We start from the raw sequence: 12,767 nt of genomic DNA on the forward strand, positions 1-12,767 counted from the left end.
AGAGATAGCATGTCGGTCATGACCACCCCAAGCAACGAAAAGCCGCCGGCGCTGCTGCCGTCCGCGCGCGCCATCGTCCTCGCCTCGGCCAGCGCGGCGCGGCGGCGCATGTTCGCCGATGCCGGCGTGCCGGTCGGCCTCGACCCCGCCAATCTCGACGAGGCCGAGCTGAAACGCTCCATGGCGGCGGAAAAGGTCTCGCCGCGCGACATGGCGGATTTTCTCGCCGAGCTGAAGGCGACCAAGGTCTCGCACCGCCATCGCGGCGCCCTCGTCGTCGGCGCCGACCAGGTCCTGGTGCTCGGCGATCTCGTCTTCGACAAGCCGGCGGACAGGGATCATGCGAAAGCTCACCTCAGGGCGCTGCGCGGCCGCCGGCACAAACTGATTTCCGCCGTCGTCGTGTGCGAGAACGGGGCGCCGGTGTGGCGCCACATCGCAGAAGCAACACTGGAAATGCGGCCGTTTTCGGACCAGTTCCTCGACGCCTATCTGGCCGCGGCGGGCGATGCCGTGCTCTCGTCCGTGGGCGCCTATCAACTGGAAGGCCTCGGGCTTCAGCTGTTCAACAAGGTCGAGGGCGATCATTTCACCATTCTCGGCCTGCCCTTGCTGGCCGTGCTCGATTACCTGCGCACCCGGGGGGCGATCGGATCATGACGATTTCCGGCAAGGCTGTTCTCGCGGGGGTAATGGGCTGGCCGGTCGGCCATTCGCGCTCGCCCCGGCTGCATGGCTATTGGCTCAATCATTACGACATCGACGGCGCCTATGTGCCGCTGGCGGTCCGGCCCGAGCATCTGCAGGCGGCGCTCCGCGCCATGCCCAAGCTCGGCTTTCGGGGCTGCAACCTGACCGTGCCGCACAAGGAAGCGGCGATTCCGCTGCTCGACCGGATCGACGATGCCGCCCGCCACATCGGCGCGGTGAACACGGTGATCGTCGAGGCGGACGGCTCGCTGACCGGGCGCAATACCGATGCCCCGGGCTTCATCGCCAACCTGCGCCAGGGCGCGCCGAAACTGGCGCTCGACGGCGCGACGGCGATGGTGATCGGCGCGGGCGGCGCGGCGCGCGGTGTCGTCGCCGGCCTGATCGAAGCCGGTGTCGTCGAAATTAAGCTGGCCAACCGCAGCGTCGAGCGCAGCCACGCGCTCGCCCGCGCCTTCGAGCCCTATGTCGTGCCCGTGCCCTGGGAAGAGCGGGCGGACCGGATGGACGACATCGACCTGCTGGTCAACACGACCAGCCTCGGCATGACCGGGGAGCCGCCGCTCGACCTGCCGCTCGACGGGTTGCCGCGCAAGGCAGTGGTGACCGACGTCGTCTATGCCCCGCTGGAAACCGATCTGCTGGCCCGGGCGCGGGGACGTGGCAATGTCGTCGTCGACGGTCTTGGCATGTTGCTGCATCAGGCAGTGCCGGGCTTCGCCGCCTGGTTCGGGGTCGAACCCGAGGTGACGGAAGGATTGCGGCGCCATGTCATCGCGGTCTGACACCTCCCCGCCCTATGAGCGGCCGGTTATCCTCGCCCTCACCGGCTCCATCGGCATGGGCAAGAGCGAGACATCGCGCATGTTCCGCGCCCTTGGCGTTCCGGTCTACGACGCCGACGCGGCGGTGCATGGCCTCTATGATGCCGGCGGCAAGGCGGTCGGGCCCATCGGCGATGCCTTTCCCGGCGTCGTCCGCCACGGCGCGGTCGACCGCGCCCTGCTGTCGAAGGCGATCGCGGGCGACAAGGCGGCCTGGGCCCGGCTCGAGGCGATCATCCACCCGCTGGTCGGCGAGGTGCAGCGCGAATTCATCGTCACCGAGATCGCGCGGAAAAGCCCCCTCGTCGTGATGGACGTGCCCCTGCTGTTCGAGACCAACGGCCACCACCGGGCGGATTACGTCGCCGTCGTCTCGGCGCCCGAACATGTCCAGCGCCGCCGGGTGCTGGAGCGCCCGGGCATGACCGAGGAAAAGCTGAACGAAGTCCTCGCCCGCCAGCTGCACGACAGCCACAAGCGGGCGCAGGCGGATTTCGTCATTCCCACCGATCAGGGCCTCGACGTCGCCAAGGAACATGTGGCGGCCATCGTCCACCGGCTGCTGACAGATCCCCCGGCGAAACGCGCGGAAAGGCTGGCCTGATGCGCGAGATCGTGCTCGATACCGAAACCACCGGCTTTGAATTCGCCAATGGCGACCGCCTCGTCGAAATCGGCTGCGTCGAGTTGATGAACCATGTCCCGACCGGGCGGACCTATCAGGTCTATGTGAACCCCGAACGGGAAATGTCCGAAGGCGCCCTCGGCGTCACCGGCCTGACCAACGAATTCCTCGCCGACAAGCCGCTGTTCGCCGATATCGTCGAGGATTTCCTCGACTTCATCGGTGACGCGCCCTTCGTCATCCACAATGCCGCCTTCGACATCGGCTTCCTGAACATGGAGCTGGCGCGGATCGGCCGCGAGGGCTTCCCGATGGAGCGCGCGACCGACACGGTGCTGATCGCCCGGCGCAAGTTCCCCGGCGCCCCGGCCAGTCTCGATGCCCTGTGCAAACGGTTCGACGTCGATCTGTCGAAGCGCGGCAAGCATGGCGCGCTGCTCGACTGCGAATTGCTGGCGGCGGTCTATCTCGAGCTGATCGGCGGCCGGCAGCAGGGTTTCTCCCTCGCCCGCGCCACCGGCACCCGGGCCGAGGCCCGCCTGCGCGAAGTGCGCCCGCCGCGGCCCCACGCGCCGAGCGACGAGGAACTGGCCGCCCATGCCGCCATGATCGCGGAAATCAAGGGCGCCCTCTGGACCGCCGAATAGGCGCCGTCTGTCGTCCCGGCGAAGGCCGGGACCTTGGGACGGAGGGGCACCCGATCCTTCCCGAGATGCCGGCCCTCGCCGGCATGACGAGGAGGGGGGGGTATCCTTACTGCTGCTGCGCCGCCTGCGACTGCGCCTGCGCCCGCGCGAGGTGCTGGCGGTACAGCGCGACGAAGTCGATGGGATCGAGCATCAGCGGCGGGAAACCGCCGTCGCGGGTCAGGTCGGCGATGATGCGGCGGGCGAAGGGGAACAGCACGCGCGGGCATTCGATCAGGCACAGCGGCTGCAGCGCGTCGGCCGGCACGTTGCGGACGAGGAACAGGCCGCAATAGACCAGCTCCACGACGAAGACCGGCTTGCCTTCCGCATCGGTCGCATTGGCGCGGATGCGCAGCTCGACCTCGAAGCGGTCGTCCTGCAGGCGGCGGGCCTGGACGTCGACGCCGATGTCGATCTTGGGCTGCTGGCCGAGCGCGAGGCTGCCCGGGGCGGCCGGGTTCTCGAACGAGATGTCGCGAACATATTGCGCGATCACCGAGAACTGGACGGGATTGGCCTGGGCCTGATCGGGCGTGGCGGCTTCTGTATCGGTCATGGTCGTATTCCTGAAAACGCGGCCTTTCCGCTACCACAGGGGCCATTGCGGAACAAGCGGGGCTTGGAATCCCGGATCGAGGGCCTATCTGAAAGCGAGGGGATCGCGGCTGGATTCGGGCGGGCCAGACGATTATGCTGGCCCCTGCATTTCCGCCGGGTTCCGCGATGGTTTCCGGCTTCAGGTTGAAAGTGCCATGGGCGGCTTTGAATATCTCGACATTGTTCTGCTGGCGGCGATCGCGGGCTTCATCGGCTTTCGGCTGTGGAGCGTGCTCGGCCAGCGCACGGGCGAGGAACAGCCGCGCGACCCCTTCGCCCGTCCCGCCCCGGCGGGGGACGAGCGGGTGGTCGCCCTGCCGACGCGCAAGCTGCCCGAAGGGGCGGCGGCGGCGTCCGGTCCCAATCTGACCGATATCCGCCTCGCCGACCGGACGTTCGAGCCCGAGACATTCCTCGCGGGCGCGCGCTTCGCCTATGAACTGATCGTCAACGCCTTCGCCAAGGGTGACGAGGCGGCCCTGGCGCCGCTGGTCGCCAAGGACGTTCTCGCCGGCTTTACCGGCGTCATCGCCCGGCGCAAGGCGGCGGGGCAGAGCGCGGAACATTCCCTGGTCGCCCTCAAGAGCGCGACCATCGAAAAGGGCGTGATGAAGGGCCGCACCGCCGAAGTGACCGTGCGCTTCGTCACCGACGGCATTTCCGTCGTCCGCGATGCCGATGGCCATGTCGTCGAAGGTCATCCGACCGCCGTGCGCGAGATGATCGACATCTGGACCTTCGCGCGCGATACCCGCAACGCCGATCCCAACTGGCAGCTCGTCGGCACCAGCCCCGGCGACGCCTGAGCGGGCGCCGGCCGTGGCCTTGCTTCGCCGACTGCTGTCACCGGCGCCGCTGGCGCTGACAATCGCCACGCTCGCCGGTATCGGTCTGGCCCTGCTGGCGGCGCCGAAGCCGCCCCCACCGACGGCGGCGCCGCCCCGCCTGACCCTGGTCCCGGCCGCTTTCGCCGATCTGCCCGGCTGGAGCGAGGATGCGGCGAACGAAGCCTGGCCAGCCTTCCGTCTGTCGTGCGAGCGGCAGATGCGGCGAAAGCCCGAGACCAGCCTTGGCATCGCCGGCACCGTCGCCGACTGGTCGGCCGCCTGCGCCGAGGCGGCGCTGCTGGCCGATCCGGACGCGGACACCGTGCGCCGCTTCCTCGAGGACCGCTTCCGCCCGGTCGCCGCCCTGAACGGCGAGACGGCGGAAGGCCTGTTCACCGGCTATTACGAACCCGAACTCGACGGCGCGCTGACGCCGGACGAGACCAACCGCACCCCGCTCTATCGCCGCCCGGGCGATCTGGTGCAGGTCGATCTCGGCGAATTCCGCGACGAGCTGAAGGGCCAGCGCATCGCCGGAAGGGTGGTCGACGGCCGCCTGAAACCCTTCGAGGACCGGGCCGGCATCGTCGCCGGCGCGCTTGCCGGCAAGGGGCTGGAAATCGCCTATGTCGCCTCACCGGTCGAGGCTTTCTTCCTCGAAATCCAGGGCTCGGGCCGGGTTCGCATGGCCGACGGGCGCATCCTTCGGGTCGGCTTCGATGGCCAGAACGGCCATCCTTACGTCGCGCTGGGCAAGGTGATGCTGGCGGATGGCCTGCTCGAGAGGGGCAAGGTCACCATGCAGTCGATCAAGGCCTGGCTGGCGGCCCATCCCGATCAGGCGGCGGCGCTGATGAACCGCAATCCGTCCTATGTCTTCTTCCGCGATCTCGGTGACGGGCCGGGGCCGCTCGGCGCGCAGGGCGTGGCGCTCACGCCCGGCCGCTCCCTCGCTGTCGACCGCAAGTTCCTGCCGCTCGGCCTGCCGGTCTGGCTCGACGCCAGCCTGCCGCCGGTCGAGGAGGGGGCGCCGCCCGTGCCCTTCCGCCGCCTGATGGTGGCGCAGGATACCGGGGGCGCCATCCGCGGCCCGGTGCGCGGCGATGTCTTCTTCGGCGCCGGTGCCGAGGCGGAGCGTCTGGCCGGGGCGATGAAGCAGACCGGCCGCTGGTGGCTGCTGCTGCCGGCCGAGGTCGTCGCCCGCATGGCGGAGCCGGCGTCGTGAGCCGCAAGGGAGAGAAGGCGCCGCGCGGCATGTATCCGGGCCGGCCGCCTTCGCCCGACGAAGAAAACCTGCTGAAGACCGCGATGAAAGACGTGCGCCCGCTGAAGGCGGGGGTGGTTGCGCCGCCGCTGCAGCCCCTGCCGGGTGCCCGCCCGCGCCGGGTGACGACGCGGATCGACATTCCCCTGTCGGGCGAGGCGCCGGCCCCGGGTGCCCGCATCCACACGATGGACGGCGCCCGTCAGAAGCGCCTGGTGCGCGGCGAACTGCCGATCGAGGCGCGCCTCGACCTTCACGGCCTCACCCAGGAGATGGCGCACCGCGCCCTCGACCGTTTCCTGATGGCCTGCCATGGCGGGGGCTTGCGCTCGGTTCTCGTCATCACCGGCCGGGGCCGCGGCCCGATCGAAGAGGAGCCGGACGGCGTGCTCTACCGCATGGTGCCGCGCTGGCTGAACGCGCCCGATCATGCCCACCGCGTGCTGGGCTGGCACCCGGCCCAGCGCCGCGACGGCGGCGAGGGCGCGCTCTATGTCGTGCTGAAGCGCGCCCGCGACTGATCCCGTCAGGGAAATTGCACCACGGGGCCGGGCGCGGTCGTGCCCGGCGGCAGATAATCCGGCGCGGGCTGCCCCGCCGGGCCGAGCGAGGTGACGAAGGCATGGATCGCCCGCAGGTCGTCGTCGGTCATGGCCTGCAGGTTGAACCAGGGCATGGGCGGCCGGGTCTGTGCCGTGCGGGCGTGGGCCACCCAGTCGTCGGCGCTCATGCCGGCCAGCAGCAGGCGCAGATTGGTCGGATAGGTCGTGCCCCAGGGGCCGGCGAAGCCCAGGCGGTCGCCGGTCAGCCACAGCGAGTCGTCGACGGCGCCGGCCGACGGGCCATAGCCCGGGGTGTGGCAATCGTTGCAGCCCGCGACGCGGACGAGATAACGGCCGCGCGCGACCGCATCGGCGCTCTCGTCGCCGGGGGCCGCGGCAAGGGCGGCGCCGGCAACGGCGAGGCTGGCGGTGACAAGGGCGGCGAACTTGAAATTCATGATGCTTTCTCTGGTGATGGTCTTCGGCGTGCCCAACCCCTCGGCCGGGCATCGCCGCCGGGAGTTGGGGTGCCGCCCGGCCGGGCGCAAGCCGGAACCCCCGGCACCATGACCGCCATCACAGGAAGCGACTGTCGGCCGTCACACGTCCGTCGACGATCGGCAGCACCCGCGCCCTGATCGCGCGATACGGGCTGGCTTCCTTATGGTTCAATAAGTGAACTCACAGACAGTCTGTTGAGTTCAATAAAGCAACGGACCAGGATTTCCGCCATGCAGAGAACCAGTTTCGCCCGGATGCACTGTTCCCTGGCCCGGGGGCTCGATGTGATCGGCGACGGCTGGACCTTGCTGATCCTGCGCGACCTCTTCCTCGGGCTGGAGCGGTTCGACGATCTCGTCGCCAACCTTGGCATTTCCCGCAACCTGCTGACGCGGCGTCTGACCCTGCTGCTCGACAATGGCATCATCGAGCGCGTGGCCTATGCCCGCCGGCCGCTGCGCCATGCCTACAGCCTGTCGCCGGCCGGGGCCGATCTGGTGCCTGCCATTCTCGCCCTGACCGCCTGGGGCGAACGCTGGGCGCGGCCGGCCGAGGGCAGCCCGATGATCTTTGTCCACGAGACCTGCGGTCAGCCGTTCGAGGCCAGCGTCTGTTGCTCGGCTTGCGGCCGCACCATCGAGGCGGGCGCGGTCAGGGTCTTGCCGGGGCCGGGCGGGGCGGCTAAACCGGGAACCATGGTGCTCGCCCGCCGGCTTCTCCAGCGGGCAAATCCCGACAATGAAAAAAACACCGAGGGGGAGGGGACGGCATGACCAGTCTGGGTCCGACGTCACAGCGTTACTACAGCCAGGGCCTGCGCCTGCATTATGTCGACTGGGGCAACCCGGAGGCACCGCCGCTGCTGCTGGTTCACGGCGGCAACGACCATTGCCGCAGCTGGGACTGGGTCGCCCAGCGCCTGTGCGACCGCTTTCATGTCATGGCGGTCGACCTGCGCGGCCATGGCGACAGCGACCATGCCCCCGGCAGCCACTATCCGACCCATGGTTTCATCCTCGACATCGCCCAGCTGATCGAGCAGCGCCAACTGGCGCCGGTGAATATCCTCGCCCACAGCTGGGGCGGGGCGGTCTCGCTGCTTTACGCCGGCATCTACCCGGAGCATGTCCGCCGGCTGATGGTGATCGAGGGCTGGGGCCCATCGCCGGAGATCGTGAAGAAACACGGCGACCTCGCGATGCACGAGCGCCTGCGCCAATGGGTGGAGGCGACCCGCGCCGTCGCCCACAAGCGCCCGCCGCGCTATGCCTCCATCGACGACTGCGTCGCCCGCATGAAGGCGGCCAATGGCCGCCTCAGCGACGAACAGGCCCGCCACCTCACCCTGCACGCCGCCTGCCAGAACGAGGACGGCAGCTGGTCGTGGAAATACGACCCTTACGTCCGGGTGATCAGCCCGGTGTGGACACCGCCGGCCGAGCTGTTGCCGATCTGGTCGCGCATCGACTGCCCGGTGCTGTTGCTGCGTGGCACCGAAAGCTGGGCCAGCGATCCCCTGGCCGACGGCCGCGCCGCCGCCTTCCGCGATGTCCGGGTGGAGGCGCTGGAGCGGGCCGGCCATTGGGTCCATCACGACCGGTTGGACGATGTCGTCGACATGGCCGGCGATTTCTTTTCACAGCAAATATTAGTTGATCAATTATAATTGATCACACGACTTGTATTTTGTGCTTGAAACCGCGAGGCAACGGCATAAGTTCTAGCTGTCGCCTCGCTGGCGATCGTCTGGTCCCCGAACGGACCCGCGGAATTTGATGGGAGCAGCTTGCGCCGCGTCATCCCTGCTAAAGCGCCACGGCTAAGCGTCGTGGTTCCCCCAGACGAAGGAGTGGACCCGTGAAGACAATAAAGGCACACGCCGAACCGAGGACCTGGCGCGACATGACCAGCCATGACGGCTGCTGTTGTTGCAACTGACAAATAATTCCGAACAGGAACCCTAATTTTGTCACGATCCCGCGCTAGGGAATGCGCGGGACGCCAGGAGAATACAATGTCTATTACTTTCGAACCCGGGCACGACTCGGTCGAGGCCGTCACCATCGAAATCGACGACATCACCGCTGGCCTTGCCCTGCGCGAACGTTCCGGCTTTCGTTTCATCGCGTCGGACCGGCGTTTCCGCCTGCTCGACGGCAGCCGTTTCCGTCGCCTGAACCAGCTCGAGGCGGCGGCCCGCAAGATGGTGCTCGCCCATGAGGCGGCGGAGCGCCGCCGCGCCGCCTGATTCCCCATTGGTGCCGCGCGCCGGTTGACTTCATCCCCCATCCGGCGCGCAACGGGCGGCGGCCCCGCCGCCGCCCGCGCGTGTTTCCCGGCGGCTTGCCCTCAGGGGCAGGAGGCCGCGCCAGCCGTCAGCTTTTCCGTGTTTCCGCTGGCCATGAAGCGCGTGTTGACGGCATCCGCATCGGCCGCCGCCTTCACGTCGCGAAACGCGGGCTGGGTCAAAGTGCCGAAAACCGTGTAGCAGGTCGGCTCCTTGGTCGCGAGCGTATGGCAGAGCTTGCCCTCCTCGACCGTCCAGCTGCCGGTGCGGACGCATTCGCCGTCCTTGCGGGCCAGCTTGCCGTCGGCGCCATAGTAGTCGACGACGACCCGGCCTTCACCCTTTGCCGTGTAAAGGGTCTTGTCGCTCAGCAGCGACTTCAGGTCGGTGGTGGCACCGATGGTCGCGACCGGGGCCGCGGCCGCCTCCGGTGATCCTGGGACGGGGACCAGCGTCAGGACGATGGGGGAATCATATTTATTGTCGGCGCCGACCGCTGAATCGACGATCGAAGACACACCCAGCGTGAGGATGACGTCGAGGGCGATATTGGCGGCGATCGCGGCGGACGTGCCCGAATGGCTGATGGCCACAGCCTGCTGGTAGCCCGGCTTGTCGCAACGGATGACGATATTGTATTTGGTCTTCTGCACCGTGAGGCTGCCCGGTGTCGACGGCAGCGTGCCCAGATACTCGCCTTCCCGCTCGAAGACGCAGCTCGCCGCGGTGGGCGATGTATTCACGACAATATCCTGAGACGTGCCCTCGGTGATACTGGCACATCCCGACGCCGCCAGCGCCATCAGCATGGCGGATACAATCCTCGCAGCACGCATCTTTGCCCCTCGCAATACCAGCCCCGGTAGCGAGCAGCATTAAGGCATGTTCAAGGAAAATGCAGCGATAAATGGCGGGGGCCGAGAAAAACACACCGAAAGTCGAAACCGTGTCGTCAGCGGGCGGCACCGAAGCTGCCGCTGATCTCCTCGGTCGGGGTGACCACATACCAGCCCCCACCCACTTCCTGCAGCGCGGGGCCATAGAAGGCCCCGGCCAGATCGGCGAAACTGCCGCCCGCCGGCAACAGGGGCGCGCCATTCATCGAGGCGGTGAAGGTGCCGTCCGAATTGGTGCCCTGAAACCCGGGGGAAGCGGCGCCGCCGGCATCCCGGATGGTGGCGTTGCTGAAGACGAACCCCGGCCCGGCGCCCAGGTCGGCGCCCGTGTCGGGATCGGCGAGGCGGGTGTCGCTGATGGTCGCGCTCAGCCGGTTGGTGGCGAAATCGGCGCTCAGCACGATATCGCCATTGATCAGGCGCAGGTTGCCCGCATCCGTGTTGTCGACCATGGCGCCGACGGTGGTGCCCCTGTAGGTCGCGCTGCCAAGGCCGGCGGCGGCGGACAGGTCGGCTGCCGGCGCGCCGATGGCGCCGCCCGCGGCGGTCACGATGGTATCGCTGTCGGTGTTGATCACCGCCCAATAGCCGAAGGACATGAAGTCGAGGCCGGCGGTGCGCCCGCCGTCGACCAGGATGGCGGCGCCCGGCGCGAAATCCGTGCCGCCCCGGCTGACGTCCGCTGTCCTGGCAACGGCGAGACCGGCGAGGGCGCCCGTGCCATCGGTGAAGCCGCCGGTGAATCGGGCGATGGTCTCGGGGCCCGCGGATGGCGGGCGCCGGTTCAGGGTCAGGGTGAAGGCCGAGCCGCTCTCGGCCAGGCTCGCCTCGTGATAGGCCTGGTTCAGGGCGGTGGTGCGGGCGCCGCCGACGCCATCCTCCGCGCCGGGCGCGCCGCTCAGGATGATCCCCGGCTCGACCGGCGTGCCGTCATTCGGCAGGAAGGCGGACAGCGAATTGGTCGGCGGCGGCGGCGGTGGCGGCACCACGCCGGACAGTCCGTCGCCACCCCCGCCGTTGCAGGCGGTGGCGACAAGCCCCGCGGCCATCACGCAGATCGGTCGGAAAACCCCGGAAAACCGCGACATGCTCTAACCCCCCCGAGCCAGCATGTATGCAAGGCTAGCACCCTTCCGGGGGGCGAACCACCGGCGCGTGGCCTCAAGGGGTGCGGATCGAGCCGCTTTGGAAGGGATTGACGCCTTCGCGCGCCAGCGCCCGCCAGGTCCATAGCGCGCCGAGGAAATCGGGCACCACGAACAGGATGTAGAAGGCCTTCATGTCGAAAATCAGGATGAGCGCGACGAAGACCGGCACGATGGCGATGCGCATCTGCACCGACCAGCGGAAGAAGGGCACGATCCCCGACCGGCCGAGGTTGAAATAGTAATAGCCGACGATCAGCACGACGACACCGAGGAAGCGGATCCAGTCCAGCCCCTCCACCGGAAAGCCCAGTACCTGCAGGATCAGCTGGGGCGCCAGAACCATCGGCACGCCCGCGGCGAAGACATAGAACGAGAAATAGAAGATGGTCCGGGCCGATGCGCTCATCCTTGCCTCCGTCACAACAGGCCGGGGATCACCGCCCGGCGCGATTTCGGATAGTCGGGGAAATGCTCGCGATACCAGCGATGATGGGCAAGGGCGCGCGGCATCAGGTTGGCCAGCGTGAAGAAGACGAAGACCGCCCCGGCGAGGGTCCACAGCATCAGGCCGACGCCGCACCACCAGACGATCTCGCCGAAGTAATTGGCGGCCGAGACCCAGCGGAAGGCGCCGCCATGGGGGATGCGATAGCTGGTGAAACCGTCGGCGCGCAGGTTGATCAGGATCGTGTCGGCCTGAAAATTCACCAGCCAGCCGGCGACGGCGATGGCGAGGCCGGCCATGAAGCGCGGATCGGTGAACCAGTCCGCCGTCATCAGATGGTCGGCGTGGCCAACGGCATAGGCATTGGCGAAACCGTTCAGCAGGTTGAACAGGAAACCCATGACAACCGCGATCAGCGGAAACTGCCGGTGCGTGTCGCGCATCCGCCAGGGATAGATCAGCCCGCGATAGACGTAATGCGCCTGCCACAGGCCGAAGAGGAACAGCATCACGCCCGACGGTCCGGCCAGCGGCGGCGCCACCAGCCAGAAGGTCAGCGCGAAGGAAAACCACTGCGGGCTCTCGAACAGGAGCCAGGCCGGCCGCGCCTTCATGGTGAAACGCTGGCCCGGCGTCATGTGACGGCCATAGGGTCCGGCCTGACGCAGTGTCGTCGCCAGCGTGCCAAGACCCATCAGCACGATGATGACCAGCGCGGCGTGATAGAGCATCTCCATCGACCGTCTCCCCCCGATCGGTTTACAATGTCAGCCTATATGTAAAGATTGATTTGCACAATTTAAGAATTTTGTGCAAATCGGAAATGACGGAGCCGCCATGAGCGCGTCGAAGCGCGACCAGATCCTGCATCATGCCGCGACCTGCTTCGCGGCGCGGGGCCTCGACGCGACCATGAATGACATCGCTGTGGTGGCGGGCGTGTCGCGCCGCACGCTCTACAATCATTTTCCATCGCGGGAGGCGGTACTGGCCGCCCTCGTCGAGCGGCAGTCGCTGGATTTCCTCGGCCATCTCGCCGTGACCCTGCCGGCGGCGGCGGATTTTCCGGCCTTCGTCCTCGAGTGCTGCTGCGCCATCATCCGTGAATCGCCGCGCCAGCCACTCGCGCTGCTGCATGTCGGCAACGAGGCCGGGCGGGCGGCGACCGCGCTGCATTTCGGCTCGCCCCGGCTGATCGAGGCCTGGCTGGACTTCTTCGGGCCGCCCTATGTCGAGGCGCTGCGCCGGGGCGAAATCGACCCCGCCATCACCCTGCCCGGACTGCTGGCCTGGATCGGCCGCATCGTGACTTCGTTCCTGCAGGTCAGCCTGCCGGGCGACGACGAAGCGGCGATCCGGGACCAGATCGACCGCTTCTTCATCCGTGCCCTCCGCCCCTGATCGGGGTCGG

At 68.0% G+C, this 12,767-nt stretch carries 17 protein-coding genes; 11 read left to right on the top strand and 6 right to left on the bottom strand.

Going from position 1 to position 12,767, the window contains the following annotated elements:
• The first annotated feature begins 18 nt into the window (after positions 1-18).
• The 4 genes from DKG74_RS11415 to dnaQ are packed head-to-tail and all read left to right on the top strand — an operon-like array spanning position 19 to position 2,807.
• Positions 19-660 carry a Maf family protein gene (locus tag DKG74_RS11415; protein WP_109906282.1) on the top strand — a complete coding sequence of 214 codons (642 nt, stop codon included), beginning with the start codon at positions 19-21 and terminating at the stop codon, positions 658-660.
• Complete coding sequence (locus DKG74_RS11420) at positions 657-1,496, top strand: shikimate dehydrogenase (RefSeq protein ID WP_109905844.1); 840 nt, start codon at positions 657-659, stop codon at positions 1,494-1,496. Before DKG74_RS11415 ends, DKG74_RS11420 begins: the two co-directional genes overlap by 4 nt.
• On the top strand, positions 1,480-2,139 hold the full coding sequence (gene coaE / locus DKG74_RS11425) for a dephospho-CoA kinase (RefSeq protein ID WP_109905846.1): 660 nt from the start codon (positions 1,480-1,482) through the stop codon (positions 2,137-2,139). Before DKG74_RS11420 ends, coaE begins: the two co-directional genes overlap by 17 nt.
• On the top strand, positions 2,139-2,807 hold the full coding sequence (gene dnaQ / locus DKG74_RS11430) for a DNA polymerase III subunit epsilon (RefSeq protein WP_109905848.1): 669 nt from the start codon (positions 2,139-2,141) through the stop codon (positions 2,805-2,807). The genes coaE and dnaQ overlap by 1 nt, the downstream gene beginning before the upstream one ends.
• 106 nt (positions 2,808-2,913) lie before the next feature.
• Here the strand turns inward: dnaQ and secB are convergent, their stop codons facing one another.
• Positions 2,914-3,405 carry a protein-export chaperone SecB gene (gene secB / locus DKG74_RS11435; RefSeq protein WP_109905850.1) on the bottom strand — a complete coding sequence of 164 codons (492 nt, stop codon included), beginning with the start codon at positions 3,403-3,405 and terminating at the stop codon, positions 2,914-2,916.
• 196 nt (positions 3,406-3,601) lie between these two features.
• Here secB and DKG74_RS11440 point away from each other — a divergent pair, with 196 nt between their 5' ends.
• Genes DKG74_RS11440 through DKG74_RS11450 form a run of 3 tightly spaced genes read left to right on the top strand, consistent with a single transcriptional unit; the run spans position 3,602 to position 6,058 of the window.
• Positions 3,602-4,252: a Tim44/TimA family putative adaptor protein gene (locus DKG74_RS11440; protein ID WP_109905852.1), complete on the top strand. Its 651-nt coding sequence runs from the start codon at positions 3,602-3,604 to the stop codon at positions 4,250-4,252.
• 13 nt (positions 4,253-4,265) lie between these two features.
• Positions 4,266-5,498, top strand: coding sequence for a murein transglycosylase A (gene mltA / locus DKG74_RS11445; RefSeq protein WP_243404105.1), 1,233 nt, complete (start codon positions 4,266-4,268; stop codon positions 5,496-5,498).
• Positions 5,495-6,058 (top strand): Smr/MutS family protein, encoded by a 564-nt coding sequence (locus DKG74_RS11450; protein ID WP_133251570.1) that lies wholly within the window; start codon positions 5,495-5,497, stop codon positions 6,056-6,058. Before mltA ends, DKG74_RS11450 begins: the two co-directional genes overlap by 4 nt.
• A 5-nt stretch (positions 6,059-6,063) precedes the next feature.
• On the opposite strand, the gene DKG74_RS11455 is transcribed toward DKG74_RS11450, so the two are convergent.
• Entirely contained in the window at positions 6,064-6,537 is a 474-nt protein-coding gene (locus tag DKG74_RS11455; RefSeq protein ID WP_109906284.1) for a c-type cytochrome, read from the bottom strand.
• A gap of 273 nt (positions 6,538-6,810) precedes the next feature.
• Here DKG74_RS11455 and DKG74_RS11460 point away from each other — a divergent pair, with 273 nt between their 5' ends.
• The 3 genes from DKG74_RS11460 to DKG74_RS11470 all read left to right on the top strand — a co-directional run bounded on the left by DKG74_RS11460 (position 6,811) and on the right by DKG74_RS11470 (position 8,828).
• Positions 6,811-7,353: a winged helix-turn-helix transcriptional regulator gene (locus DKG74_RS11460; protein WP_109905858.1), complete on the top strand. Its 543-nt coding sequence runs from the start codon at positions 6,811-6,813 to the stop codon at positions 7,351-7,353.
• On the top strand, positions 7,350-8,246 hold the full coding sequence (locus DKG74_RS11465; RefSeq protein WP_109905860.1) for an alpha/beta fold hydrolase: 897 nt from the start codon (positions 7,350-7,352) through the stop codon (positions 8,244-8,246). Before DKG74_RS11460 ends, DKG74_RS11465 begins: the two co-directional genes overlap by 4 nt.
• Positions 8,247-8,594: 348 nt before the next feature.
• On the top strand, positions 8,595-8,828 hold the full coding sequence (locus DKG74_RS11470) for a hypothetical protein (protein WP_109905862.1): 234 nt from the start codon (positions 8,595-8,597) through the stop codon (positions 8,826-8,828).
• A 101-nt stretch (positions 8,829-8,929) separates the two neighbouring features.
• Here DKG74_RS11470 and DKG74_RS11475 read toward each other — a convergent pair whose 3' ends face one another.
• The 4 genes from DKG74_RS11475 to DKG74_RS11490 all read right to left on the bottom strand — a co-directional run bounded on the left by DKG74_RS11475 (position 8,930) and on the right by DKG74_RS11490 (position 12,093).
• The gene (locus DKG74_RS11475) at positions 8,930-9,610 is read right to left on the bottom strand and encodes a hypothetical protein (protein WP_133251571.1); all 681 of its coding nucleotides are present in this window, start codon (positions 9,608-9,610) and stop codon (positions 8,930-8,932) included.
• Between the two features lie 209 nt (positions 9,611-9,819).
• Positions 9,820-10,851, bottom strand: a complete 1,032-nt coding sequence (locus DKG74_RS11480) for a transferrin-binding protein-like solute binding protein (protein WP_133251572.1) — start codon at positions 10,849-10,851, stop codon at positions 9,820-9,822.
• A 73-nt stretch (positions 10,852-10,924) separates the two neighbouring features.
• The gene (locus DKG74_RS11485; protein WP_109905868.1) at positions 10,925-11,317 is read right to left on the bottom strand and encodes a hypothetical protein; all 393 of its coding nucleotides are present in this window, start codon (positions 11,315-11,317) and stop codon (positions 10,925-10,927) included.
• Positions 11,318-11,328: 11 nt separating this feature from the next.
• Positions 11,329-12,093, bottom strand: a complete 765-nt coding sequence (locus DKG74_RS11490; protein ID WP_109905870.1) for a phosphatidylethanolamine N-methyltransferase family domain-containing protein — start codon at positions 12,091-12,093, stop codon at positions 11,329-11,331.
• Between the two features lie 100 nt (positions 12,094-12,193).
• On the opposite strand from DKG74_RS11490, the gene DKG74_RS11495 reads away from it, so the two are divergent.
• A complete protein-coding gene (locus DKG74_RS11495; RefSeq protein WP_109905872.1) occupies positions 12,194-12,757 on the top strand; it encodes a TetR/AcrR family transcriptional regulator in 564 nt (187 codons plus the stop codon).
• Positions 12,758-12,767 lie beyond the last annotated feature (10 nt).

It is taken from the genome of Zavarzinia aquatilis, from assembly GCF_003173035.1.
Classification (GTDB): Bacteria; Pseudomonadota; Alphaproteobacteria; order Zavarziniales; family Zavarziniaceae; genus Zavarzinia; species Zavarzinia aquatilis.

Bases quoted from the DNA above. Each gene is read 5' to 3' on its own strand.
- coaE (WP_109905846.1), top strand. From the start codon at position 1,480: ATGTCATCGCGGTCTGACACCTCCCCGCCCTATGAGCGGCCGGTTATC.
- DKG74_RS11470 (WP_109905862.1), top strand. From the start codon at position 8,595: ATGTCTATTACTTTCGAACCCGGGCACGACTCGGTCGAGGCCGTCACC.
- DKG74_RS11485 (WP_109905868.1), bottom strand. From the start codon at position 11,317: ATGAGCGCATCGGCCCGGACCATCTTCTATTTCTCGTTCTATGTCTTC.
- secB (WP_109905850.1), bottom strand. From the start codon at position 3,405: ATGACCGATACAGAAGCCGCCACGCCCGATCAGGCCCAGGCCAATCCC.
- DKG74_RS11495 (WP_109905872.1), top strand. From the start codon at position 12,194: ATGAGCGCGTCGAAGCGCGACCAGATCCTGCATCATGCCGCGACCTGC.
- DKG74_RS11490 (WP_109905870.1), bottom strand. From the start codon at position 12,093: ATGGAGATGCTCTATCACGCCGCGCTGGTCATCATCGTGCTGATGGGT.
- DKG74_RS11440 (WP_109905852.1), top strand. From the start codon at position 3,602: ATGGGCGGCTTTGAATATCTCGACATTGTTCTGCTGGCGGCGATCGCG.
- DKG74_RS11465 (WP_109905860.1), top strand. From the start codon at position 7,350: ATGACCAGTCTGGGTCCGACGTCACAGCGTTACTACAGCCAGGGCCTG.
- DKG74_RS11455 (WP_109906284.1), bottom strand. From the start codon at position 6,537: ATGAATTTCAAGTTCGCCGCCCTTGTCACCGCCAGCCTCGCCGTTGCC.
- DKG74_RS11480 (WP_133251572.1), bottom strand. From the start codon at position 10,851: ATGTCGCGGTTTTCCGGGGTTTTCCGACCGATCTGCGTGATGGCCGCG.
- DKG74_RS11420 (WP_109905844.1), top strand. From the start codon at position 657: ATGACGATTTCCGGCAAGGCTGTTCTCGCGGGGGTAATGGGCTGGCCG.
- DKG74_RS11415 (WP_109906282.1), top strand. From the start codon at position 19: ATGACCACCCCAAGCAACGAAAAGCCGCCGGCGCTGCTGCCGTCCGCG.
- dnaQ (WP_109905848.1), top strand. From the start codon at position 2,139: ATGCGCGAGATCGTGCTCGATACCGAAACCACCGGCTTTGAATTCGCC.
- DKG74_RS11460 (WP_109905858.1), top strand. From the start codon at position 6,811: ATGCAGAGAACCAGTTTCGCCCGGATGCACTGTTCCCTGGCCCGGGGG.